Source organism: Pseudomonas sp. NPDC090233 (assembly GCF_044772285.1).
In the GTDB taxonomy this organism is placed as follows: domain Bacteria; phylum Pseudomonadota; class Gammaproteobacteria; order Pseudomonadales; family Pseudomonadaceae; genus Aquipseudomonas.
Window position 1 is genome coordinate 340,466 of the sequence record NZ_JBIVYQ010000006.1, and the last position, 23,548, is coordinate 364,013.

General features: G+C 62.7%; 18 protein-coding genes. 9 read left to right on the forward strand and 9 right to left on the reverse strand.

Annotation, left to right across the window (positions count from 1 at the left end):
• From ACIQUF_RS18810 to ACIQUF_RS18830, 5 genes are all read left to right on the forward strand, one after another.
• On the forward strand, positions 1-381 hold a 381-nt coding region (locus tag ACIQUF_RS18810; RefSeq protein WP_403134107.1), incomplete at its 5' end, for a class II fructose-bisphosphate aldolase.
• Between the two features lie 192 nt (positions 382-573).
• A complete protein-coding gene (locus tag ACIQUF_RS18815; protein WP_403134109.1) occupies positions 574-2,694 on the forward strand; it encodes a putative bifunctional diguanylate cyclase/phosphodiesterase in 2,121 nt (706 codons plus the stop codon).
• Between the two features lie 39 nt (positions 2,695-2,733).
• The gene (locus ACIQUF_RS18820; protein WP_403134111.1) at positions 2,734-3,234 is read left to right on the forward strand and encodes a YgjP-like metallopeptidase domain-containing protein; all 501 of its coding nucleotides are present in this window, start codon (positions 2,734-2,736) and stop codon (positions 3,232-3,234) included.
• A gap of 12 nt (positions 3,235-3,246) precedes the next feature.
• The gene (locus ACIQUF_RS18825; RefSeq protein ID WP_403134113.1) at positions 3,247-3,543 is read left to right on the forward strand and encodes a helix-turn-helix domain-containing protein; all 297 of its coding nucleotides are present in this window, start codon (positions 3,247-3,249) and stop codon (positions 3,541-3,543) included.
• Positions 3,544-3,657: 114 nt separating this feature from the next.
• Complete coding sequence (locus ACIQUF_RS18830; RefSeq protein WP_403134115.1) at positions 3,658-4,395, forward strand: substrate-binding periplasmic protein; 738 nt, start codon at positions 3,658-3,660, stop codon at positions 4,393-4,395.
• A 9-nt stretch (positions 4,396-4,404) separates the two neighbouring features.
• On the opposite strand, the gene yccS is transcribed toward ACIQUF_RS18830, so the two are convergent.
• The 7 genes from yccS to ACIQUF_RS18865 form a co-directional block, all read right to left on the reverse strand.
• Positions 4,405-6,588 carry a YccS family putative transporter gene (gene yccS / locus ACIQUF_RS18835; RefSeq protein ID WP_403134475.1) on the reverse strand — a complete coding sequence of 728 codons (2,184 nt, stop codon included), beginning with the start codon at positions 6,586-6,588 and terminating at the stop codon, positions 4,405-4,407.
• Positions 6,589-6,671: 83 nt separating this feature from the next.
• Positions 6,672-7,853: an NAD(P)/FAD-dependent oxidoreductase gene (locus tag ACIQUF_RS18840; RefSeq protein ID WP_403134479.1), complete on the reverse strand. Its 1,182-nt coding sequence runs from the start codon at positions 7,851-7,853 to the stop codon at positions 6,672-6,674.
• A gap of 29 nt (positions 7,854-7,882) precedes the next feature.
• Positions 7,883-9,220 (reverse strand): ATP-dependent RNA helicase DbpA, encoded by a 1,338-nt coding sequence (gene dbpA, locus ACIQUF_RS18845; protein ID WP_403134482.1) that lies wholly within the window; start codon positions 9,218-9,220, stop codon positions 7,883-7,885.
• A gap of 112 nt (positions 9,221-9,332) precedes the next feature.
• Complete coding sequence (mdtD, locus tag ACIQUF_RS18850) at positions 9,333-10,760, reverse strand: multidrug transporter subunit MdtD (protein ID WP_403134117.1); 1,428 nt, start codon at positions 10,758-10,760, stop codon at positions 9,333-9,335.
• Between the two features lie 109 nt (positions 10,761-10,869).
• Entirely contained in the window at positions 10,870-12,189 is a 1,320-nt protein-coding gene (locus tag ACIQUF_RS18855; protein ID WP_403134119.1) for a TldD/PmbA family protein, read from the reverse strand.
• Positions 12,189-13,631, reverse strand: a complete 1,443-nt coding sequence (locus ACIQUF_RS18860; RefSeq protein ID WP_403134121.1) for a TldD/PmbA family protein — start codon at positions 13,629-13,631, stop codon at positions 12,189-12,191. The genes ACIQUF_RS18855 and ACIQUF_RS18860 overlap by 1 nt, the downstream gene beginning before the upstream one ends.
• A 31-nt stretch (positions 13,632-13,662) precedes the next feature.
• Positions 13,663-15,465 carry an acyl-CoA dehydrogenase gene (locus tag ACIQUF_RS18865; RefSeq protein ID WP_403134122.1) on the reverse strand — a complete coding sequence of 601 codons (1,803 nt, stop codon included), beginning with the start codon at positions 15,463-15,465 and terminating at the stop codon, positions 13,663-13,665.
• A 202-nt stretch (positions 15,466-15,667) separates the two neighbouring features.
• Here ACIQUF_RS18865 and ACIQUF_RS18870 point away from each other — a divergent pair, with 202 nt between their 5' ends.
• The 3 genes from ACIQUF_RS18870 (at position 15,668) to ACIQUF_RS18880 (ending at position 17,637) form a co-directional block, all read left to right on the forward strand.
• On the forward strand, positions 15,668-16,384 hold the full coding sequence (locus ACIQUF_RS18870) for a hypothetical protein (RefSeq protein WP_403134123.1): 717 nt from the start codon (positions 15,668-15,670) through the stop codon (positions 16,382-16,384).
• Entirely contained in the window at positions 16,381-16,824 is a 444-nt protein-coding gene (locus ACIQUF_RS18875; RefSeq protein ID WP_403134125.1) for a hypothetical protein, read from the forward strand. The genes ACIQUF_RS18870 and ACIQUF_RS18875 overlap by 4 nt, the downstream gene beginning before the upstream one ends.
• A gap of 249 nt (positions 16,825-17,073) precedes the next feature.
• The gene (locus ACIQUF_RS18880; protein WP_403134126.1) at positions 17,074-17,637 is read left to right on the forward strand and encodes a hypothetical protein; all 564 of its coding nucleotides are present in this window, start codon (positions 17,074-17,076) and stop codon (positions 17,635-17,637) included.
• 78 nt (positions 17,638-17,715) lie between these two features.
• On the opposite strand, the gene putA is transcribed toward ACIQUF_RS18880, so the two are convergent.
• Positions 17,716-21,669: a trifunctional transcriptional regulator/proline dehydrogenase/L-glutamate gamma-semialdehyde dehydrogenase gene (putA, locus tag ACIQUF_RS18885; protein ID WP_403134128.1), complete on the reverse strand. Its 3,954-nt coding sequence runs from the start codon at positions 21,667-21,669 to the stop codon at positions 17,716-17,718.
• Positions 21,670-21,785: 116 nt separating this feature from the next.
• Complete coding sequence (locus ACIQUF_RS18890) at positions 21,786-22,028, reverse strand: hypothetical protein (protein WP_403134130.1); 243 nt, start codon at positions 22,026-22,028, stop codon at positions 21,786-21,788.
• Here ACIQUF_RS18890 and putP point away from each other — a divergent pair.
• Positions 22,027-23,505 (forward strand): sodium/proline symporter PutP, encoded by a 1,479-nt coding sequence (gene putP, locus ACIQUF_RS18895; RefSeq protein WP_403134132.1) that lies wholly within the window; start codon positions 22,027-22,029, stop codon positions 23,503-23,505. The two genes, ACIQUF_RS18890 and putP, sit on opposite strands and share 2 nt — an antisense overlap.
• Positions 23,506-23,548: the final 43 nt, after the last annotated feature.

Consider the following 23,548-nt stretch of genomic DNA (forward strand, 5'->3'; position numbering starts at 1 on the left):
CGGGTGATGCTCGGTTCGTCCTCGGTCCCGCAAGAGTGGCTGGCGATCATCCGCCAGTACGGCGGCGACATCAAAGAAACCTACGGCGTACCGGTTGAAGAAATCGTCGAAGGCATCAAGCACGGCGTGCGCAAGGTCAACATCGACACCGACCTGCGCCTGGCGTCCACCGGTGCCATGCGTCGCCTGATGGCGCAGAACCCAAGCGAGTTCGACCCGCGTAAGTTCTTCGGTGAAACCGTCAAAGCCATGCGCGACGTGTGCATCGCCCGTTACGAAGCCTTCGGCACCGCCGGCAATGCCTCGAAGATCAAGCCGATCTCCCTGGAAGGCATGTTCCAGCGTTACCTGAAAGGTGAGTTGGCCGCCAAGGTCAACTAATCCAAAGGTATGAAAAGCCCGCAGAAATGCGGGTTTTTTTATGCTCGGACGTAACGCAAGCGACCGTTAGTCGACTAACCTTAAATTTGTCACTGATAGCGTTCTGATTGCATTTGCGTGTTACCCCCTCGTGTCTAGAGTGTTAATCGGATCCAATTGCACATCGAAGTCGGTCATACAAGAGAAAGCAGCATGGATGGCGCTTACCCTCAACCACCGGATGGCAGCTCGGTACTCCTGGTGGTGGACGATTACCCCGAGAACCTCATCAGCATGCGCGCCCTGTTGGCCCGCACGGATTGGCAGGTGTTGACCGCAAGCTCAGGGACGGAAGCTCTGAGTGCATTGCTGGAATACGAGGTCGACCTGGTGCTGCTGGACGTTCAGATGCCGGAAATGGACGGCTTCGAAGTCGCCCGGCTGATGCGTGGCAGCCAGCGTACCCGGCTGACGCCGATCATTTTCCTGACCGCCAACGAGCAGTCCGATGCCGCCGTGCTCAAGGGCTATGCCAGCGGCGCGGTGGACTACCTGTTCAAGCCGTTCGACCCACAGATCCTCAAGCCCAAGGTGCAGGCGCAACTGGACCAGCAGCGCAACCGGCGCATGCTGCAACAGCTGACCCGTGAGCTGGAGGCCGCCAGGGCGTTCAACGCCTCGATCCTGGAGAATGCCGCCGAGGGCATCCTGGTGGTCGACGCGCACGGCACCATCAGTTTCGCCAACCCGGCGATCTCACGCCTGCTGGATGCGCCAGTGGAGGAGTTGCAAGGCGCCCACCTGCTGGATCTGCTGCAACTGGCCAATGCCACCCTGTGGAGCGAATCCGACTTCCACCAGGCCTACCAGGCGCGGCAGATTTTCCGCGTACACGATGCCCACCTGCGCACGGTCGGTGGCCATCTGGTCCCGGTGGCGCTGTCCTGTGCACCCTTGCCGGCCGATCAGCAGGCGATGGTGGTGACAGTGCTGGACATGTCGGTGGTGCGCAACCTGCACCAGCAACTCGAATACCAGGCGGTGACCGACCCGCTCACCGGGCTGCTCAACCGCCGCGGCTTCTACCAGGCAGCCGAAGGCGTGCTGCTGCGCAACGAACGTTCGGACAAGGCCAAAGCCCTGATGTACATGGACCTGGACGGCTTCAAGCGGATCAACGACTCGCTTGGCCACGAGGCCGGAGACCGGGTGCTGCGCTGGGTTGGCGAGCAGTTGAAGGACTGCCTGGGCGGTGAGGCCTTGCTGGCACGCATGGGCGGTGACGAGTTCACCGCGCTGTTCGACAGCCTGCCGTACCCCGAGCAGGCCGGGCGCTTCGCCGAACAAGTGCTTGAGCGGGTGTCCATTCAGCAACAGGTCGAGGGCCTCGACGTGTGCCTGGGCGTCAGCATTGGCATTGCCACCTACCCCGACTGCGGCGCCAATGTCGAAGGCCTGCTGCGCGCCGCCGATACGGCGATGTACGCGGCCAAGCAGGCCGGGCGCCATCAATACCGCTTCTACGATCAGGAGCTCAATGGCCGGGCGCGTTCGCGGTTGATGCTGGAAGACAGCGTGCGCAGTGCGGTCGAGTCTCAGGACTTCAGCATGGTCTACCAACCCCAGGTGGCGTTTGCCGATGGCCAACTGCGTGGCTTCGAGGCCTTGCTGCGCTGGCAGCACCCCAGCGTCGGCGATGTGCCGCCAGGGTTGTTCATCCCGTTGCTGGAAGAAGCCCGACTGATCAACCGCCTGGCCAGCTGGATCTACCGCCAGGGCGCCGCGCAGCGTCGGGCCTGGTACGAGCGTTTCGCCCAGGACCTGGTGCTGGGCATCAGCCTGAGCCGTGCGCAGTTCACCATGCCCGGCCTGGTCGACGAGCTGCAGCGGGTGATCCACGACTACCAGCTGGAGCCGGCGCAGTTGGAGGTGGAAGTGGCTGAGACCTCGCTAATGTACAACATCGACGCGGCGATCAAGCAGATCCATCGCCTGCGCGAGCTGGGCGTGCGCGTGGCGCTGGATGACTTCGGTGCCGGCGACTGTTCGCTGCGCATGCTGCGCGACCTGCCGATCGATACGTTGAAGCTGGACCGTCATCTGGTCGCGCGACTGCCTGATTCGGCGGCAGACGCGGCATTGGTGCGCAGCGTCATCGGCCTGTGCGCGGACTACCGCATCACGGTCATCGCCGAAGGTGTGGAAACACAGGCCCAAGCTGCGTGGTTGAAGGCAAACGGTTGCGAATACGTGCAGGGCTTCCTGGTCGCGTATCCGATGACCGCCGCCGACGCCAGCGGCTTTCCGGCGAATTTTTCCTGGCCACGGCCGTGATTGGCTAGAATCGGCACTCGTTCCGCCGATTGCCGCGCCATGACCGTATTACGCTACTTGCAAGCCTACCCCCCGCACCTGCAGGAGCAGGTGCGGCAAATGATCGCCAGTGACCGCCTGGGCGAGTACCTGCAGCGCCGCTACGCTGGCCGCCATGATGTGCAGAGCGACAAGGCGCTGTACGGCTACGCCCAGGACTTGCGCCAGCAGTATCTGCGCAGCGCGCCGAGCCTGGACAAGGTGCTGTTCGACAATCGCCTGGACCTGACCCACCGCGCCCTCGGGCTCAATACCGCGGTGTCGCGGGTGCAGGGCGGCAAGCTCAAGGCGAAGAAGGAAATCCGCATCGCCTCGCTGTTCAAGGAGGCGCCGGAGCCGTTCCTGCGCATGATCGTGGTGCACGAGCTGGCGCACTTGCGCGAGAGGGACCACAACAAGGCGTTTTACCAGCTCTGTCAGCACATGGAGCCGGATTACCATCAACTGGAATTCGACCTGCGCGTCTACCTGACCTATCGGGAGCTGCCGGGTAACCTGTAAGGATCACGCAGCATGGATGTGAGCAAGACCAAGAGCAGTTTCTACCGCCGCTTGTACGTGGCCTGGCTGATCGACAGCCAGAGCGCGACCAGCGTGCCGGCGTTGATGGAGGCCACCGGCATGCCCCGGCGCACCGCCCAGGACACCATCGCGGCACTGGCCGACCTGGACATCGTCTGCGAGTTCGAGCAGCAGGAAGGCGCCCGCAACCATGCCGGGCACTACCGCATCCATGACTGGGGGGCGATCGACAAGCAGTGGATCATTCAGCACCTGCGCCAGATCAGGGAAGTGCTCGGTTACCCGTGAGAGTCGCAGGGTTCGGCCAAAATAGAGGCTAAATGACACTATTGGCCGCTGCCCTGGGCAGCGGCTTTGTGTAGGCTGGATTGCGCGTGTCCACCATTGCAAAAGGACTTGAGCATGCGGCCACTGCTTTTCGTTTTGGGATTGTTGGGCGTGATGCTGACAGCGCCCGCGCTGGGCCAGGACAAGCTGCGCCTGGTGGCCGACACCTGGCCACCGTTCACCGACACCAGCATGCCGGGCGGAGGCCTTGCCACCAGCATCGTCACTACCGCGCTGGCCCGCGCCGGTTACCCCAGCGTGTACGAAGAAGCGCCGTGGGCGCGGGCGCTGCTGGGTGTCAGCGAAGGCCGTTACGACGTGCTGATCAACGCCTGGTACAACGACTCACGCGCCCGTATCGGCCACTTTTCCAAGGCCTACCTGACCAACCGCATCCGCTTGCTCAAGCGCAAGGGCGACAGCTTCCGCTACCGGCGCCAGGCCGACCTCTACCCGTACAGCATCGCCGTGGTGCGCGATTATGCGTATTCGCCCGCATTCGATGGCGATACCCGCTTGCTCAAGGTGCCGGTGCGCAACTTTTCTTCCGCCGTGCGCATGGTCGCGGCAGGGCGGGTGAACCTGGCGGTGGAGGACGAGTTCGTCGCGCGCTACAACCTGCAGCGTGAGCCCGAGCAGGTGCGCGACGCGGTGGCATTGGTAGAGCCGCCGTTGGGTGAGAACACCCTGCACATCCTGGTGAGCCTCAAGCACTCCGAGCATCAGCAGATCGTCGAACGCTTCGAGCAGGCGATTGCTGCCATGAAGGCCGATGGCAGCTATGCACGGCTGCTGCGCCAGCATGGATTCTGAACCACAGCCTCAGGCCGGCGCTCCTTCCTTTATCAAATGCGCCGCCAGTGTGCGCAGCGGCCCCAGCTGCCGGCAGATCAGTGCCAGCTGGGTCTGCACCAGGCGCTGATGCTCATCCAGTTCCTCGGGCATCTGCTCCAGGGCATTGGCCAGCTGCTCTTCGCTGTCGCTGTGAATCGCCACCGGCAAGCGCGCCGCCAGACCATTGGCGATTTCATCCAGGCTGTTGGCCAAGCTCTGCCCCGCGCCTTCGATCAACTGCTCCTGAACCTCGGCCGGCAATGCCGTATCGCGGTGCGCCCCAAGCCCTGAGAGGTAGCTGAGCAAGGTGTGCGACAGCACCAGGAAACGGAAGCCGACATCGGCCTCCTTTCGGAAATGCCCCGGCTCCATGAGCATGTTGGCCAGCGTGGTGGACAGCGCCGCGTCGGCGTTGTGGGCGTTGCGCCGAGCCAGGCGGTAGGCGAGGTCGTCGCGCTTGCCATGGGCGTACTGCTGCATGATCTGGCGCAGGTACACGCTGGCGCAGGCCAGGGTGTTGGCCAGTGCCTTGTTCAGGCGCCGGCCCTGCCAGTCGGGGAGGAACAGGAATACCGCGAGGATGGCGATCAGGCTGCCGACCAGGGTATCGAACAGGCGCGGCAGGAACAGCCCATAACCGTCGCCGATCTGGTTGAAGCAGAACAGCACCATCAACGTGATCGCCGCCGTGGCCAGGGTGTAGCGGGTCGTACGGTTGACGAAGAACACCACCCCGGCGACCACGGCGAACAGCGATTGCACCACCGGGTTGGGGAACAGGTCGAACAGCGCCCAGCCGACGGTCAGGCCGATCGCTGTGCCGAACACCCGCTGCACCAGTTTGCGGCGGGTGGCGCCGTAGTTGGGCTGGCAGACGAACAACGTGGTGAGGATGATCCAGTAGCCTTGGGTCGGGTGAATCAGGTGCACCATGCCGTAGCCGATCGACAGCGCCAGCGGCAGGCGCAGAGCGTGGCGGAACAGCAGGGAGGTGGGCGTCAGCTGGGTGCGCAGGCGCTTCCAGACATCCTTCAAGTTGCGTGGCGAACGGTCGAGCAGGCTGCTGTCGCTCGCGTCGGCCAGGCTGTCGGGGTTGCTGGCGGCGCCCAGCAGGCGGTCGAGCGTGGCCAGGTTGGCGGCCAGTGCGCGCAGCGAGCGCAGCAGCCCGCGCCAGGCCGGGTTGTTCTGGGTGCGCAGGTGCTCCAGCGAAGCATTGAGGTCTTCCAGGGTGTCGGCGAAACGGCTGTCGAGCACGAACGGCTGGCGCAGGCGAATCGAGCGCGCCAGGTCCTGGCAGGCCGAGCCTTGATGGCGCAGCAGGCGCTGGCAGCGGAACATCACGTCGCTGTGGAAGAACGCGTCGGCCAAGGCGTTGTACGGGTAGTGCGAGGCGCTGACGCGCTCGTGGATGTCCTGGGCCAGGAAGTACAGCTTGAGGTAGCGACTGACCTTGGAATTGGGCTGGCTGTTGCCGACCCGGTGCAGGATGATTTCCTTGGCCGCGTTGAGCGCCGCGACCACCTTGCCATTCTGCTGCGCCAGCTCCAGGCGGCGGGCCTCCAGGTCATGGTTGCGGATCGGTTCGAACAGGTTGGCCTTGAGCTTGAGGTAGCGCCCCAGCTCAAAGAACAGCTTGGCCAGGCTCTGCTGCACCGGCTGGTTGGAGAACAGCGCCTGCCACAGCACCGAAAGCAGGCCATACCAGGCCGCACCCGCGACCAGCAGCAACGGTTCGTGCCAGAAGTCGGTGACCTGGCCGCCGCGTTGGTCGACGCCGATCATGGTGTAAACCGCGGTGATCAGCGTCGCCGAGGCGATGGCCCCATAGCGCTCGCCCAAGGCGCCGAGCATGGTCAGGCCGAAGGCCGCCAGGGCCAGCGCGATGGCAAAAATCCAGGGGTAGGGGAACAGCAGTTCAACGGCCAGGGCCGCGATGGCGAAGCAGACCAGGGTCACGGCGAGGGCGCTGAGACGGCCCTGCCAGCTGTCGTCGGTCTCGGCCAGGGCGCTGGCGATGATGCCCAGGAACAGCGGGATCAGCAGCGCCATCTCGTTCTGATACCAGCACAGGGCCAGGCTGCCGGTGAGGGCGATGGTGACCCGGATGCTGTAGCTGAATTTGTCTTGGCCCCACAGGCGACGCAGTGACTGACGGAACGAACTCGATGACATGATGGCCTGCTGGCAGTGATCGAATGAATGCATTGCGGCACGGACCAGCAAGAAGCGTTCCGTGCTGCTGAATGGATTCTACTCTACACGAACTGCGCTGCCGCGTTAGCGGATGCCCAGGCCCATTGGAAGTTGAAACCTCCCAGGTGGCCCGTCACGTCCAACACTTCGCCGATGAAGTACAGCCCAGGGCTTTTCAGCGATTCCATGGTCTTCGACGAGACTTCGCGAGTATCGACGCCGCCCAAGGTCACTTCGGCGGTGCGATAGCCTTCGGTGCCGGCCGGCACCAGCTGCCAGGCCGCCAGTTTGTCGGCGATCTGCGCCAATTCTGCCGGCGTGTACTGCTTCATCGGCTTGGATTCGAACCACTGCTCGGCCAGCAGGTTGGCCAGCTTGCGGGTGAATACCTCGCCCAGCACGGTCTTGAGTTCGGCGTTGGCGCGCTCGCTCTGTTGCTCCTGTAGCCAGGTCAGTGCATCGCGGTCAGGCAGCAGGTTGATCTCTACGGTATCGCCGGCTTCCCAGAACGAAGAAATCTGCAGGATCGCCGGGCCACTGAGACCACGGTGGGTGAATAGCAGGTTTTCGCGAAAGCTGGTGCCGTTGCAGCTGGCGGTGCAGTCCAGCGAGGTGCCCGACAGTTCGGTGCACAGTGCCTTGAGTTGGGGCTCGGTGATGGTGAATGGCACCAGACCGGCGCGTGTCGGCAGCAGGGTGTGGCCAAACTGGCGCGCCACCTGGTAACCGAAGCCGGTCGCACCCAGGGTCGGGATCGACAGGCCGCCAGTGGCGATCACCAGCGACTGGCAGGCGAACTGCCCGGCGCTGGTTTGCAGCAGGTAGCCGCTCTCGGTCTTTTCGATGTGCTCGATGCTGGTGTGCATGCGCAGTTCGGCACCCGCGTCGTCGCACTCGGCCAGCAGCATGTCGAGGATGTCGCTGGCCTTGTTGTCGCAGAACAGCTGGCCGAGCTTCTTCTCGTGATACGCCACGCCATGTTTGGCCACCAGCTCGATGAAGTCCCACTGGGTGTAGCGGGCCAGCGCCGATTTGCAGAAGTGCGCGTTGTGCGAGAGGAAGTTGGCAGGCTCGGTGTACATGTTGGTGAAGTTGCAGCGCCCGCCGCCGGACATGAGGATCTTCTTGCCTGGCTTGTTGGCGTGGTCGAGCAGCAGCACCCGGCGGCCACGGCGGGCGCTGAGCTGGGCGCACATCAGGCCGGCGGCGCCGGCGCCGAGGATGATCACGTCGGTGGTGTGCACAGTAGGAGTCTTCAGAGTCATGCTGGTCTTCAGAGAATACGGACTTTCAGGGCGCGGCCCTTGATCTTGCCGCTGTTCAAGCGCTGCATCGCCTGTTTGGCCAATGCCCGCTCCACGGCAACGAACGCCTGGAAGTCGAAGATGGCGATCTTGCCCACCTGCTTGCCCGGGATGCCGGCATCACCGGTCAGCGCACCGAGGATGTCACCCGGGCGCAGCTTGTCCTTGCGGCCCGCGGCGATGCACAGGGTGCTCATTACCGGCAGCAGCGGATCGCCGCCCTTGTTCTTCAGGCTGTCCAGCTGGTCCCAGCGCAGCGGGCTTTTCTGCAACGCCTCGATGGCCTGTGCGCGATGGCCTTCGGCCGGGGCCACCAGGCTGACGGCGATGCCTTTCTCGCCAGCACGGCCGGTACGGCCGACGCGGTGCACATGAATTTCCGCATCACGGGCCAGTTCGACGTTGATGACCATGTCCAGGCCATCGATGTCCAGGCCACGGGCGGCCACGTCGGTGGCCACCAGCACCGAGCTGCTGCGGTTGGCGAACATGGTCAGCACCTGATCGCGGTCGCGCTGCTCCAGGTCGCCGTGCAGGGCCTGGGCGACGATACCCTTGGCGGTCAGGTGGGCAACCACGTCTTCGCACTGCTGCTTGGTGAAGCAGAACGCCACGCACGACTGCGGGCGATAGTGGCCGAGTACGCGGGTGACGGCTTCCAGGCGATGCTGCGCGTCGATCTCGATGAAACGCTGTTCGATCTGGTTGTCGGTGTGCAGGCTTTCGACCTTGACCTGCTGCGGCTTGCGCATGAAGTCGGCGGCCAGCTGCTCGATACCGGCCGGGTAGGTGGCCGAGAACAGCAGGGTCTGGCGGCGCGACGGAGTCTTGCCGATGATGCTGGCGATGGCGTCGAAGAAGCCCATGTCGAGCATGCGGTCGGCTTCGTCGAGCACCAGGGTGTTGAGCCCGTCGAGCACCAGGGTGCCTTTGTCCAGGTGCTGCTGGATGCGGCCCGGGGTGCCGACGATGATGTGCGCGCCGTGCTCCAGCGAAGCGATCTGTGGGCCGAGCGATACGCCACCGCACAGTGTCAGGATCTTGATGTTGTCCTCGGCGCGGGCCAGGCGGCGCAGCTCCTTGGCGACCTGGTCGGCGAGTTCGCGGGTCGGGCACAGTACCAGCGCCTGGCAGCCGAAGTAGCGCGGGTTGATCGGGTTGAGTAGGCCGATGCCGAAGGCGGCGGTCTTGCCGCTGCCGGTCTTGGCCTGGGCGATCAGGTCCTGGCCCTTGAGGATGACGGGCAGGCTCTGGGCCTGGATCGGCGTCATCGCGGCATAGCCGAGGGCGTCCAGGTTGGCCAGCATGGCGGCGGACAGCGGCAAGGTGGCAAAAGCGGTGGTTTCGGTGGTCACGAGGCGGGCCTGCGTTGCGAAGCGAAAAATGCCGCACAGTCTACCAGCCTCATGGCCATTCGCCCTACGACTCCATGTGTTGTTCCGGACGACGGGCACGCCTTCCGTCCGTCGGCGCCAGTTGCAGGAAGATCGCTGCCGCCAGCATGGCCATGACGCCGATGGTCACGAAGGTCAGCTGGAAGGCGCCGAGGGTAGTTTCCACGCCGTCTGCACTGCCGGCGGCGGTAAAGCCGCCGAGCAATGCACCCGCACAGGCCACGCCCAGGCTCAGCGACAGCTGCGCGACCACCGACAGCAGGCTGTTGCCGCTGCTGGCGCTGGCGTCGTCGAGGTCGATCAGGGTTACCGTGTTCATCGCGGTGAATTGCATGGAGTTCACTGCGCCGAGCAAGGCCAGTTGCACCAACAGCACGGCGTACGGGGTTTGCTCATCTACCAGCCCGAGACTGGCCAGCAGCAGGCCCAGCAGCAAGGTGTTGCCGGTCAGCACGATGCGATACCCGAGCCGCTCGATCAGCGGCCGGGCGATGGATTTCGCCACCATCGCCGCCGCCGCCAGCGGGATCATGCTCATGCCGGCCTGCGCCGGCGAATAGCCCAGCGCCACCTGCAGCAGCAGTGGCACCAGGAAAGGCAGGGCGCCGCTGCCCAGGCGCGCGAACAGGTTGCCGAGGATGCCGATGGCGAAGGTGCGCACGCGGAACAGGCTGGGCGAGAACAGTGGCTCGGGGTCGCGCCCGGCGCGCAGCCAGTAGGCGGCCAGGCAGGCCATGCCGGCGAACAGCAACAGCATCACCCGCAGGTGCGGCAGGTGCAGTTCGCCCAGGCCTTCCATGGCAATGGTGATCAGCACCATCGCCGCGCCGAACAGGATGAAGCCGGGGCCATCGAAGGTGGTGCGTTCGGCGCCGCGAAGGTCGGGGATGAACTTCCACACCGCATAGCAGCCGATGGCGCCGACCGGCAGGTTGAGCAGGAAGATCCAGTGCCAGGTGAGGATTTCGACCAGCCAACCGCCCAGGGTCGGGCCCAGCAGCGGGCCGAGCAGGCCGGGTATGGTGATGAAGCTCATGATCCGCACCAGTTCGCTGCGCGGGTAGGCGCGCAATACCACCAGCCGTCCGACCGGCAGCATCAGCGCGCCGCCCAGGCCTTGCACGATGCGGGCGAAGATCAGGAAACCGAGACTGTTGGCCATTGCGCACAGCAACGAGCCGAAACTGAACAGCAGGATGGCGCTGAAGAAGATGCGCTTGGTGCCGAAGCGGTCGGCGATCCAGCCCGAGGCGGGGATCAGCAGGGCTACGGTGAGCATGTAGGCGATGATTACGCCCTGCATGCGCAGCGGGTCTTCATCCAGAGAGCGGGCCATGGCCGGCAGGGCGGTATTCAGGATGGTGCCGTCCAGGGACTGCATGAAGAAGGCGATGGCCACCACCCAGGGGATCCAGCGGGCGGTGGTGGGGTCCAGCGGGGTGCGTTCGGGCATGACGTCCTCGTTTGTCTGTCCCGGCCTCTTCGCGGCTGAAGCCGCTCCTACAGGTTTTATGCAAACCCAGTGGGAGCGGCTTCAGCCGCGAAGAGGCCAGCAAGGCCACTCACAATGTCAGGGTCAGCGCTTTGACCAGCGCTCCCGGCAAATGACTCGACCCGGTGCTGCGTTGCCCATAGGTGCTGGTCGACAAAATCATCTCCCGCGCCTGGGTCAGGTCTTCCAGCTGGCTGCCCAGCAAACTGTACAGGCTGTCATCGAAGCGCATGGTGCTCACCGGCCCCTGTATCTCGCCATTCTCCACCCAGAAGGTGGCAAAGCGCGTCAGCCCGGTCATGCGCGCCGCCGGCAAGTCCGAGTAGTTCAGGTACCACAGGTTGCTGATGTACAGCCCCGTGCCGAGCCGTTGCAGGATATCGGCACTGGCCAGGTTGCCCGCTGCCAGGCTCAGCGCACAGGGCGACTCGTAACTGTCGGCACCATTGGCCAGCAACTCGAACTCGACCGCGCTGCGCGCGCTCACCAGCCTGTCCACAGCCTGGCCTTGGCGGATCAGCGGCACGTCCAGGCGCGGCGAGCCCTCATCGGAGAACGCAGGGCTCAACGAACCGCTGACCTGCTCGGCGAAGCTGACCAGCGGGCTCAGCTGCGCGTCACCGCTGTATAAACGCTGCAACGCGCTGTTGCCGGTGGCCAGGGCCTGCGCGGAGAACCCGCCCCAGCACAGCATGCCGGCGATTTCGTCCATGGCGGCAGGCGCCAGGTAGGCGCGGTAGCTGCCAGGTTTCAGGCTGATCGCCGGTCGGCCGAGGAAGCCCAGTTGTTCCCGGGCCTGGCGCAGCCGGGCAGTGAAGTCCTCGGCATCCCATACCTGGCCGGCATAGTTGGCCTTCACGGCTTGGCCATTGTCGTGGAACAGGCTCCAGTCGACGTTGAAGCTGTTGGCCTGATGCCAGCCGAACGCGCCATACGAACTGGCGAACCCCCGGCAGATCGGGCCGGCGGCGTAGATGCCGACCAGGTCCAGGTCGCCGGCCTCGGAGTCGAGCAGCGCCAGTACTTCGCTCAGCTCAGGCAGCGGCTGTTCTTGCAGGCTGTGGCTGTGCCAGGCATTTTCGTCCAGGCGCAAGTAAGGGTCGACAGCCAGCAACGGCAGGGTCTGACGCAATTGTGCCAGGGCCTCACGCAGGCGCTGGCTGTCCAGCTGCGCATCACCGCTCAAGGTGACCTGCTGTTCAGCCTGGCGCGCATCACGGATCAGCCGCAGCTGTGCACTGGCCTGGCTGACCTCGCCGGCCTGGCGTACCTTGGCGTGGTTGAAGCGCACGAACTGCGAGCGCTCGGCGCTGTAGCCAAGGGTAAATTGCTCGCCGGGGTGCAGGCCGTCGCGCACGACGCCGACCAGGGCTTCGAAAGCATGTTTCATCAGGCATCACCTCCAAATACGTCGATCTGACGGAACACGCAGGCCGGGGAGGCGTGCCCGACCCGTACCACCTGGTTGGGTTCGCCCTTGCCGCAGTTGGGCGTACCCAGCACCTGGAAGGTGCTGCGGTCGCCGACGGCCGACAGGTTGCGCCAGAACTGCGCGGAGATGCCACGGTAGTTGGGGTTCTTGACGATGCCTTTGAGCTCGCCGTTTTCGATGAGCTGGCCCCACTCGCAGCCGAACTGGAACTTGTTGCGCGCGTCATCAATGGACCAGGAGCGGTTGGTGCGCATCAGGATGCCTTGCTCGATCCCCTGAATCAGTTGCTCAAGCGACTGATCACCCGGCTCGATGTTGAGGTTGGCCATGCGGTCGATCGGCGCGCGGTTCCAGCCACAGGCGCGGCTGTTGGCCACGCCGTCCAGGCCCGAGCGGTACTGCGACAGGGCACCCCCGAGCGGGCGCAGCAGCAGGCCGTCACGGATCAGGAACTGCTTGCTGGCCGGAGTGCCGTCGTCGTCGTGGCTGTAGCTGGCCAGTTCTTCGCCGATGGTCGGGTCGAAGGTCACGTCAAGCAGCTTCGAGCCGTACTGCAGATGGCCGAAGTCGCTGGCTTTGACGAAGCTGGTGCCAGCGTAGTTGCGCTCGTCGCCGAGAATGCGGTCCATCTCCAGCGGGTGGCCGATGGACTCGTGAATCTGCAGCATCATCTGGTCAGGCATCAGCAGCAAGTCGCGCTGGCCGCTGGGCGTGTTTGGCGCCAGCAGCAGCTGCAGCGCTTCGTCGGCGACTCGGCGGGCGGCACCGACCAGGCCGCAGCGCTCGATGATCTCGAAACCGCCCTGCTGGCCGAAGTTGTCCCGGCCCAGGCTACGGCTCTGGCTGTCCTGGCCGTCGCTGGCGGTCACGCCAAGCCCCGGGAACAGGAAGCGCTGCGCGTGGCGCAACTCGGCGCCAGCGGAATTCAGGTAAGTCTGTTCGACCAGGCTCTGGCTCAGGCTGGCCTGCCAGTCCACCAGACGCTCGTCCTTGGGCACACTGGCCGATTCAGCGGCGAGCAGGCCAAGGCAGTCAGCGAGGGAGGGCAAAGGTTGTTCGAAATTCGGCGAGATATGGTCGTGTCGCGCGCTGGTCACTGGCTGTTCGCGCAGGTCGAGCAGGCTGTATCTGGAAATTTTCCTGGCCAGGGCCTCGGCTTGTTCCAGCGCGCGTTGCAGGCCTTGCTGGGACAGGTCGGCGGTGGCCGCGTAGGCCTCCACGCCATTGACCCGAACGGTGAGCATGGCGCCTTCGTCCTGGCTGAAGAAGGGTGGCTCGGCCACATTGCGCCGTACCGAAAGCGCCTGGTGCGACTGTTTTACATGGCGCAGGGAAAACAACTCGGCCGTGCTGCGCAGCGCGGCAAAGCGCTGGCGCAGCAGGGCGCTGGAATCGAACATGGGCAAACCTCCGCGTGCACGGTGGCTCCTCCTAGAACCACTCGTCTTGCATGGCGAGGCAGGTCTCGTCGCGTGCCTCGAGCAATGCCAGGTCATTATGGCAGCCAGGCACTTCCCAGGTCAGGAAATAACGCGCGGCCTGTAATTTCCCCAGGTAGAAGTCGCGGTCTGCGGCATTGCCCTTGAGCAGGCCGAGTTCGGCATGCAGCGCTTGCTCCAGCCAGCGCCAGCCGATCACGCAATGGCCGAAGACCTTGAGGTAAAGGGCGGAGTTGGCCAGGGCACCGCCGACTTGGCCCTTGGCGAGATCGCCAAGCAGGGCCAGGGTCACGGCCTGCAGACGGTTGACCAACTGTTCCAGTGACTGGCGCATGGCATCCAGGCTCGGATGATGGCTGGCGCGCTCGACGGTACTGGCGATCAGGCGGATCAGTTGCTTGAGGCCGGCACCGTTGTTCTGCGCCAGTTTGCGGCCCAGCAGGTCGAGCGACTGGATGCCCTCGGTGCCTTCGTGAATCGGGTTCAGGCGGTTGTCACGGTAGTACTGTTCGACCGGATATTCGCGGGTGTAGCCGTGGCCGCCGAGGATCTGGATCGCCAGTTCGTTGGCTTTCAGGCAGAAGGTCGATGGCCAGGATTTGACGATCGGGGTCAGCAGGTCGAGCAGTTGCTGGGCCTGAAGGCGAGCGTTTTCATCGCTGGCAGTGTGGGTGTCGTCGAACAGCCGCGCGGCGTACAGGCCCAGGTCGAAGGCGCCCTCTACGTAGGCCTTTTGCGCCAGGAGCATCCGTTTGACGTCGGTGTGGCTGATGATTGGCACCGCAGCGCTTTGTGGATCCTTGTTGTCCGGCAGCCGACCCTGGGGGCGCTGACGAGCGTATTCCAGGGAATACAGATAGCCGGCGTAACCCAGCATGACCGCACCCATGCCGACGCCGATACGTGCTTCGTTCATCATCTGGAACATGCACGCCAGACCCTGGTGCGGCTGGCCGATGAGGTAGCCGACACACTGGCCGTTGTCGCCGAAATTCAACGCAGTGGACGTGGTGCCGCGCCACCCCATCTTGTGGAACAACCCGGCCAGCAGCACATCGTTGCGCGCGCCCCGGCTGCCGTCCTGATTGACCAGGAACTTGGGCACGATGAACAGCGAAATGCCCTTCACGCCAGGTGGTGCATCCGGCAGCTTGGCCAGGACCATGTGCACGATGTTTTCCGACAGCTCGTGGTCGCCGCCGGAAATGAAGATCTTGTTGCCCTTGATCCGGTAACTGCCATCGCCAGCCGGTTCGGCGCGGGTGCGGATATCGGCCAGCGACGAGCCGGCATGGGGTTCGGTCAGCGCCATGGTGCCGAAGTAGCGGCCGTCGATCATCGGCTGCAGGTACAGGCGCTTCTGCTCGTCGCTGCCGAAGCTTTCGATCAGGTTGGCCGCACCCATGGTCAGGAACGGGTAGGCCGTGGTGCCAGCGTTGGCGGCCTGGAAATGGGCGAAGCAGGCCTGTGAGACCAGGCTGGGCAGTTGCATGCCGCCGACTTCGAAGTCGCGGTTGGCATTGAGGAAGCCTGCTTCGAGGAAGGCGTCGACCGCCGGTTTCACCTCGGGGATCAGCTCGGCGCGGCCGTCCACATAGCGCGGCTCGTTTTCATCGGCCTTGCGGTTGTGCGGGGCGAAGAATTTCTCGGCGATGGTGCGCGCGGTGGTCAGCGCCGCATCGAAGGTTTCGCGGCTGTGCTCGGCGAAGCGCGGGCGCTGGGTCAGGGCTTCGGCGTCGAGGACTTCGTAGAGTTCGAAGGCGAGGTTGCGGGGGCTGAGCAGGGTCTCGGGCATGGGGGCGGTCCTTGAGCGGGATGCTGCGAGTGTACGAGGGCGATGATGGGCCGGATAGGTTAATAGGTTTGAGTGATATGAGTTTAGAAAATGCAATATGCCTTGCGGTCTGGCAGCAGTTGAAGTCATTTCGCCACTAAGAGAAATTTCCCACGCCGTTTTCAGAAGTTCCCATGGAGAACTTCCTAGCTAAATGATGTAAATGTCAATCTTTGATAGGGAAGGATTGGCAATGGAAAGGTTAGCTCGTTGGACAAGTGTTAGGAAGGAAGACCTGAGCAAGGTAGAAGATCCATTCTTTTCAGTGTCGATAGTTAGGGATAACTTGAGAAGTAGAAGCTATGTGCGAGAGATAGAAGGAGTGACCGAGCTACTTAGGGAATACGGCCTGTATTGCTCGGTTAGTCTGAGCGGCGATCAAATTGACAGGGCGCTCAGGCCAGTTGCATCGGGAGAATGGATGCTGATAAAAGATGAGCCTTTCAAGCCTATAGATCTCGTAGAGAATTGGTATGCAGGGGCTTGCAGTAGGAGGAACCAAGGAGAGTGGTTGATAAACACTGTCTCGACGACGAGCGGGCCGGGTAAGTGGAAAATAGAAGATATGAATGTCAATAAACTTGCTTCGAGTGCTGCGTTTTTAGCGAATTTCCTTACTTCGAGAGGGGATGAGGGGCGAGTCTTTTTATCATCAGGGAAAGACTATGCGAACACGACGAGAACGATCACTCAGAAGTGGGTGCCGCTTGATCCAGAAGAGCGGAGTTTTGCACCTGCTTCGGCAATTCATAGATATGGAATGGAACGTAAAGTTACTCAGGTGTATGTAGAGGCTGATGATGCTTGGGATGTGTCGGGATCCTCCTGGCATTGGCGTCCAGTTATCGCAAACGAAGAGTATGAGTTAAAGGATAAATGACAGAGGTTTTGTTTATGAAATCAAAGCGGTTGGTCAGCTTGGTCTGGGGGGGGATGGATGCGTTTTATATTTGTTTCGTGGTGTTCAGTGCCCTTGGTAGAGGTGTAACGCCCTTTGTGGGTGACCTCGAGTCCGCCCTGGCAAATATGGAGCAGTGGGGCGGAGGGCTTGAGTTCATGATATGGATGGGGCTTATCACACAGATTTCCGTTGCGGCCAGTAGCATATTGCTTTGCTTGGCTAGGGCTTCTGGGGTTTACCTGGCTGTCATTCAAATGCCTTTTCGCGTCTTGTTCATAATTCCGTCTTTTGCATTGATATTGCTACTGCCCGATATAAACAATTGGATTTGGTGGAGCCTTGTCGCTGCGTCTGAAGGGGTTAAAGCTTGGAACCTTTGGTGGCTCTGGAAAAACGTGATTGAAATAGCGGGGGGCTAATGCCCGGACATGGCCACGTTGCAACAAATGTGGGAGCGGATTCATCCGCGATGCGCCGCGCGGGCGGCGCTCGATATCCGCCGCGGAGCAAAAATCAAGGCGGGCACCTGGCGGCCTTGATGCAGGATTTGGCAGCCCCTGTCACACCACAGAGATTTTTCCCACAAATCGCGCCGGAGTTGGACTACTGCGGATCAAGTGCATATTCGATTTGAATGGGCGTTTGGCATTCACAGGGAAGCGCTTCTGATGGTTGATGTTCTTGATAGCAGTACAGGCAAGGTTTCGGAGGGCAAAATGCCCTTCTTCGTGGTATCACCTATGAAGTTTGCCGTGATGACATTCTTTGTGATGGGCTTTTACTGGCTGTATTGCTTTTATTGCAGCTGGAAACAGCACAGGGAGGCAACGGGAGAAGAAATCAGCCCCTTCTGGCGATCTTTTTTTGCAATATTCTTTATTTACCCATTGCTGAAGCGCGCTGACGACCGCATTCGCGATTCGGGTCTAACCTACCATTGGAATATTCTCGGTCTGACGCTCGGCTATTATGGCTTGTGCGTGGTGGGGATCGTAATCAGCGTAGTGCTTGCAGATCAGCTGTGGCCCGCTTATATAGCCGGGTTTGTATTTCAGCTGGCTTTGCTGCTGATACTGGTCCCGATGCAAAAAGGGATCAACTTCAGCGCAGGTGATGAGGCGGGAGTAGGGAATAGTCGCTTTACCGGGGCCAACTGGGTTTGGATTTCATTGTGTACGGCCTTCCGAATGATGCAATTTGTTGCTCTGGTCGAACTTTCATCCATGATGTGAAACGTGTTTTCTTGACCAGCTTTGACGCATAAAAAAAGGAGAGCCGAGGCTCTCCTTTTTCATCAACAACCCTCAGCCTCAGCCAATGGTCATCAAGCTGGCATTACCGCCCGCAGCAGCCGTATTCACGCTAACCGCCCGCTCGATCACCAACCGCTCCAGCGAAATCTGGTGGTCCCCGCTGGACAGCCCATGCACACCAACGATCGCCCCGGCCCGCTTGGCCACCTGCTGGCAAACGCCACGCAGCTGGTCCGAGTCGCCATGGTGAATCACGGCGTCGAACGCCACTTCATCCTTGTTCCAATCGGCCACCAGCTTGATCTTGGCCTGCAATTCTTTCGGCAGGCGCCCGCGCAGAGCCTTGCCTGGCTCGCCGTCCACCCACACAGCGGAGCTACCAACCGCCAGCACTGCAGCGAACTGCACCAACAGGTCAGCCTCGTTATCCGCCAGGCACAGCACATGCTCGCGCGGCAGGATGGTGTAGCTGTTGCGCTCGCCGGTCGGGCCTGGCAGCAGGCGGGCGATGCCGCTCTGCGACTGGCTGGCGAACTGGCTGCACAGCGCGGCCAGGTCGGCCTCCTGGTTGCTCTCGGCCCAAGCCTTAAGGCTGTGCAGCGGCTTGATCAGCTGCTCGTGCAGGGTGCGGTCCGGCTTGCCTTCGCCATCCTGTTGCTGGAAGTGGCGGCCAATGGCGTCCGCCGGGCGGGTCGACAGCAGGCGGTACAGGTACAGCGGGCCACCGGCTTTCGGGCCGGTGCCGGACAGGCCTTCACCACCGAACGGCTGCACGCCGACCACTGCACCGACGATGTTGCGGTTGACGTACAGGTTGCCGGCGTTGGCGTTCTCCACCACCTTGGCGATGGTCTCGTCGATACGGGTGTGCACGCCGAGGGTCAGGCCGTAGCCGGAGTCGTTGATCTGCTGGATCAGCTGGTCGAGGTTGCGGCGGTTGTAGCGCACCACGTGCAGCACCGGGCCGAAGATCTCGCGCTTGAGCTCGTCGAAGCTCTCCAGCTCGATCAGGGTTGGCATGACGAAGGTGCCGCGTTTGACCTCGGCAGCATCGGCGATGGCGACCTGATAGACCGAGCGGCCTTTTTCGCGCATGCCCTGAATGTGCTTCTCGATGCCAGCCTTGGCTTCGGCGTCGATCACTGGGCCGATGTCCACGGCCAGGCGGTCCGGGTTACCCAGGCGGCTTTCGGCCATGGCGCCCTTGAGCATCTCGATCACACGGTCGGCGGAATCTTCCTGCAGGCACAGCACACGCAGGGCCGAGCAACGCTGGCCGGCGCTGTCGAAGGCCGAAGACACCACATCGATCACCACCTGCTCGGTCAGCGCCGAGGAGTCGACGATCATTGCGTTTTGGCCACCGGTTTCGGCGATCAGCGGGATCGGACGGCCCTGGTTGTCCAGACGGCCGGCGACATTGCGCTGCAGCAGGCGGGCAACTTCGGTGGAGCCTGTGAACATCACGCCTTTGACGCGCTCGTCACCGACCAGGCCGGCACCGACGGTTTCGCCGCGGCCTGGCAGCAATTGCAGTACGCCTTCCGGAATACCGGCTTCAAGCAGCAGGCGCACAGCCTGGGCCGCGATCAGTGGGGTCTGCTCGGCGGGTTTGGCCAGCACCGGATTACCGGCTGCCAGGGCGGCGGCCACCTGGCCGCTGAAGATTGCCAGCGGGAAGTTCCACGGGCTGATGCACACCACCGGGCCCAGTGGGCGGTGGGCGTCGTTGCTGAAATCGTTGCGTGCCTGCACCGCGTAGTAGCGCAGGAAGTCCACGGCCTCGCGCACTTCGGCGATGGCGTTGGCGAAGGTTTTGCCAGCCTCACGAACCAGCAGGCCCATCAGCGGCTGGATCTCGGCCTCCATCAGGTCGGCGGTGCGTTCCAGAATGGCGGCGCGTTCGGCCGGCGGCGTGGCTTGCCAGATCGGTGCGGCGTTGATGGCGCACTGGATGGCGTTGTCGACGTCACCGACCGTGGCTTCCTGCACATGGCCGACCACGTCGCGGTGGTCTGCCGGGTTCAGTACTGGCGTTGCAGCGGACTCGCTGGCGGCGCAGGCCAGCAGCGGGGCGGCTTTCCAGTCGTTGTGCGCGGTGGCCAGCATGGCGCAGGACAGCGACGCCAGGCGATGTTCGTTGGCCATGTCGATGCCGGCCGAGTTGGCCCGCTCGCTGCCATACAGATCACGCGGCAGCGGGATGCGCGGGTGCGGCAGGCCGATGCTGCCTTCCTGGGTGCCCATGCGTTCGATGCTGGCGACCGGGTCGGCAACCAGCTCCTGAATGGAAATGGAATGGTCGGCGATACGGTTGACGAACGAGGTGTTGGCGCCGTTTTCCAGCAGACGGCGCACCAGGTAGGCCAGTAGGGTTTCGTGGGTGCCGACCGGCGCGTACACGCGGCACGGACGGTTCAGCTTGCCTTCCGAGACTTTGCCTACGACCTGTTCGTACAATGGCTCGCCCATGCCGTGCAGGCACTGGAACTCGTACTGGCCCGGGTAATAGTTCTGGCCGGCGATGTGGTAGATGGCCGACAAGGTGTGGGCGTTGTGGGTGGCGAACTGCGGGTAGATGGCTTCCGGCACCGCCAGCAGTTTGCGTGCGCAGGCGACGTAGGAAACGTCGGTGTACACCTTGCGGGTGTAGACCGGGTAGCCTTCCAGACCCTCGACCTGGGCGCGCTTGATCTCGCTGTCCCAGTAGGCGCCCTTGACCAGGCGGATCATCAGGCGGTGGCGGCTGCGCTTGGCCAGGTCGATGACGTAGTCGATCACATACGGGCAGCGCTTTTGATAAGCCTGGATGACAAAGCCGATACCGTTCCAGCCGGCCAGCGATGGCTCGAAGCACAGGCGCTCGAGCAGGTCGAGTGACAGCTCCAGGCGGTCGGCTTCTTCAGCGTCGATGTTCAGGCCGATGTCGTATTGCTTGGCCAGCAGGGTCAGCGACAGCAGGCGCGGGTACAGCTCTTCCATCACGCGTTCGTACTGGGCGCGGCTGTAGCGCGGGTGCAGCGCCGACAGCTTGATCGAGATGCCCGGGCCTTCATAGATGCCACGGCCATGCGAAGCTTTGCCGATCGAGTGGATCGCCTGCTCGTAGGAGGCCAGGTACTTCTGTGCGTCGTGCTCGGTCAGTGCGGCCTCGCCGAGCATGTCGTAGGAATAACGGAAGCCCTTGGACTCGAAACGACTGGCGTTGGCCAGCGCTTCGGCGATGGTTTCGCCGGTGACGAATTGTTCGCCCATCAGGCGCATGGCCATGTCGACGCCCTTGCGGATCATCGGCTCGCCGCTCTTGCCGATGATGCGGGTGAGCGAGGAGGTCAGGCCTGATTCATTGTGCGTGGAGACCAGCTTGCCGGTCAGCAGCAGGCCCCAGGTGGCGGCGTTGACGAACAGCGAAGGGCTGTTGCCCAGGTGCGGCTGCCAGTTGCCGGTGCTGATCTTGTCCCGGATCAGCGCGTCGCGGGTGCCCTTGTCGGGGATGCGCAACAGGGCTTCGGCCAGGCACATCAGTGCCACGCCTTCCTGTGACGACAGGGAAAACTCCTGCAGCAGACCCTGAACGATGCCGGCACGTCCACCGGCACTCTTCTGGTTTCGCAGTTTTTCAGCGATACCCGCGGCCAGCTTGTTGGTCGCCTCGGCCAGCGGTGCGCTCAGGCGCGCCTGCTCCAGCAGCATTGGAATGACTTCCTGCTCAGGGCGACGGTAGGCGGCGGTGATGGCGGAGCGCAGCACCGACTGCGGCAGGATGCTTTCAGCGAACTCCAGGAAGCACTGGTGAGCGTGATCCGGTTGGATTTCGCCGGCATCCTCGGCCGCGTTGCTTGAGTGACCGTTGAGTTCGGTCAGGGTGGCGCCACCCTCGAGCTTCTCCAGGTAATTGAAGATCGCTTGCTTGATCAACCAATGCGGCGTGCGGTCAATGGACTGCGCAGCTGCTTTGAGTCGCTCACGGGTCGGGTCATCGAGTTTGACCCCAAGGGTGGTCGTCGCCATTTCTTATCCTCGTTATTGCCACGGTTGTGGCCTAAGCTGACGCCAAGAGTATCTTGTAGGACATTTCGGGTGCAACCAGGTGCAACCCGAATTTTTCGTTGAAAAGGTGCAACTCGTCAGGCGGAAATGTCCCCATGATAAAAAAGGGTGTTTTCGGTGCATTTCGTTCTGAAAAATACGGTTTTTGCTCCAAAATGGAGCAAAAAAGCGGCTCTATCTGAATTTGCATGGGTGGGTGCAACTTGCAAATGAAAAATGGTTGCACCCACTTTATGTTGTTGCATAGGATTCGCCGCCTGGGTGCAACCGTCTTGCTGCGGTTGTGCATGAGATAAAAACAAACGCCAGGGCACACGCATGGGCAATCCACTAACGATCACTTTCGTGGTCTACATCGCGGCAATGGTGCTGATCGGCTTCGCCGCTTATCGCGCCACCAACAACCTTTCCGACTACATCCTTGGCGGTCGCAGCCTGGGTAGTGTGGTCACCGCGCTTTCCGCAGGGGCCTCCGACATGAGCGGCTGGCTGCTGATGGGCCTGCCGGGCGCCATCTACTTCTCCGGCCTGTCCGAAGCCTGGATCGCCATCGGCCTGACCGTCGGTGCCTACCTCAACTGGCTGTTCGTTGCCGGCCGTCTGCGCGTGCAGACCGAGCACAACGGCGATGCTCTGACCCTGCCGGACTACTTCTCCAGTCGGTTTGAAGACAAGAGCGGCGCGCTGCGCATCATCTCGGCCATCGTCATTCTGGTGTTCTTCACCATCTACTGTGCCTCCGGCATCGTCGCCGGTGCGCGCCTGTTCGAAAGCACCTTCGGCATGCCGTACGAGACTGCGCTGTGGGCCGGTGCTGCCGCGACCATCGCCTACACCTTCGTCGGCGGTTTCCTGGCGGTGAGCTGGACCGATACCGTGCAGGCCTCGCTGATGATCTTCGCGCTGATCCTCACGCCGGTCATCGTGCTGATTTCCACCGGTGGCTTCGACACCACCTTCGCTGCGATCGAAGCCGTCAACCCGGCCAACTTCGACATGCTCAAGGGTGCGACCTTCATCGGCATCATCTCGCTGATGGGCTGGGGCCTGGGCTACTTCGGCCAACCGCACATCCTGGCGCGCTTCATGGCCGCCGATTCGGTCAAGTCGATCGCCAACGCCCGTCGCATTTCGATGACCTGGATGATCCTGTGCCTGGCCGGTACTTGCGCCGTGGGCTTCTTCGGTATCGCTTACTTCTCGGCAAATCCTGACCTGGCAGGCCCGGTCACCGAGAACCACGAACGTGTGTTCATCGAGCTGGCGAAGATCCTGTTCAACCCGTGGATTGCGGGTGTACTGCTGTCGGCCATTCTGGCGGCGGTGATGAGCACCCTGAGCTGCCAGTTGCTGGTTTGCTCCAGTGCCCTGACCGAAGACTTCTACAAGGCCTTCCTGCGCAAGAACGCTTCGCAGGTCGAGTTGGTGTGGGTCGGCCGTCTGATGGTGCTGGCTGTTGCGCTGATCGCCATCGCCATGGCCGCCAATCCGGAAAACCGCGTGCTGGGCCTGGTGGCTTACGCCTGGGCCGGCTTCGGTGCTGCCTTCGGTCCGGTGGTGCTGATTTCGGTGCTGTGGAAAGGCATGACCCGTAACGGTGCGCTGGCCGGTATTGTGGTCGGTGCGGTGACCGTGATCGTGTGGAAGCAGATCGATACCTGGGGCCTGTACGAAATCATCCCGGGCTTCCTGCTCGCCAGCATCGCCATCTTTGTGGTGAGCAAGCTGGGCAGCCCGTCGAGCAGCATGGTTTCGCGGTTTGAAACTGCTGATGCGGCGTACCACGCTGACAAGTAACACCCGTTGAGTCGGCGGCGGCTGCTTCGCGAAGCAGGCGCCG

Bases quoted from the DNA above. Each gene is read 5' to 3' on its own strand.
- ACIQUF_RS18830 (WP_403134115.1), top strand. From the start codon at position 3,658: ATGCGGCCACTGCTTTTCGTTTTGGGATTGTTGGGCGTGATGCTGACA.
- ACIQUF_RS18860 (WP_403134121.1), bottom strand. From the start codon at position 13,631: ATGTTCGATTCCAGCGCCCTGCTGCGCCAGCGCTTTGCCGCGCTGCGC.
- ACIQUF_RS18855 (WP_403134119.1), bottom strand. From the start codon at position 12,189: ATGAAACATGCTTTCGAAGCCCTGGTCGGCGTCGTGCGCGACGGCCTG.
- ACIQUF_RS18865 (WP_403134122.1), bottom strand. From the start codon at position 15,465: ATGCCCGAGACCCTGCTCAGCCCCCGCAACCTCGCCTTCGAACTCTAC.
- ACIQUF_RS18870 (WP_403134123.1), top strand. From the start codon at position 15,668: ATGTCAATCTTTGATAGGGAAGGATTGGCAATGGAAAGGTTAGCTCGT.
- ACIQUF_RS18815 (WP_403134109.1), top strand. From the start codon at position 574: ATGGATGGCGCTTACCCTCAACCACCGGATGGCAGCTCGGTACTCCTG.
- ACIQUF_RS18890 (WP_403134130.1), bottom strand. From the start codon at position 22,028: ATGCGTGTGCCCTGGCGTTTGTTTTTATCTCATGCACAACCGCAGCAA.
- putA (WP_403134128.1), bottom strand. From the start codon at position 21,669: ATGGCGACGACCACCCTTGGGGTCAAACTCGATGACCCGACCCGTGAG.
- ACIQUF_RS18820 (WP_403134111.1), top strand. From the start codon at position 2,734: ATGACCGTATTACGCTACTTGCAAGCCTACCCCCCGCACCTGCAGGAG.
- yccS (WP_403134475.1), bottom strand. From the start codon at position 6,588: ATGTCATCGAGTTCGTTCCGTCAGTCACTGCGTCGCCTGTGGGGCCAA.
- putP (WP_403134132.1), top strand. From the start codon at position 22,027: ATGGGCAATCCACTAACGATCACTTTCGTGGTCTACATCGCGGCAATG.
- ACIQUF_RS18825 (WP_403134113.1), top strand. From the start codon at position 3,247: ATGGATGTGAGCAAGACCAAGAGCAGTTTCTACCGCCGCTTGTACGTG.
- ACIQUF_RS18880 (WP_403134126.1), top strand. From the start codon at position 17,074: ATGGTTGATGTTCTTGATAGCAGTACAGGCAAGGTTTCGGAGGGCAAA.
- ACIQUF_RS18875 (WP_403134125.1), top strand. From the start codon at position 16,381: ATGACAGAGGTTTTGTTTATGAAATCAAAGCGGTTGGTCAGCTTGGTC.
- dbpA (WP_403134482.1), bottom strand. From the start codon at position 9,220: ATGCTGGCCAACCTGGACGCCCTCGGCTATGCCGCGATGACGCCGATC.
- mdtD (WP_403134117.1), bottom strand. From the start codon at position 10,760: ATGCCCGAACGCACCCCGCTGGACCCCACCACCGCCCGCTGGATCCCC.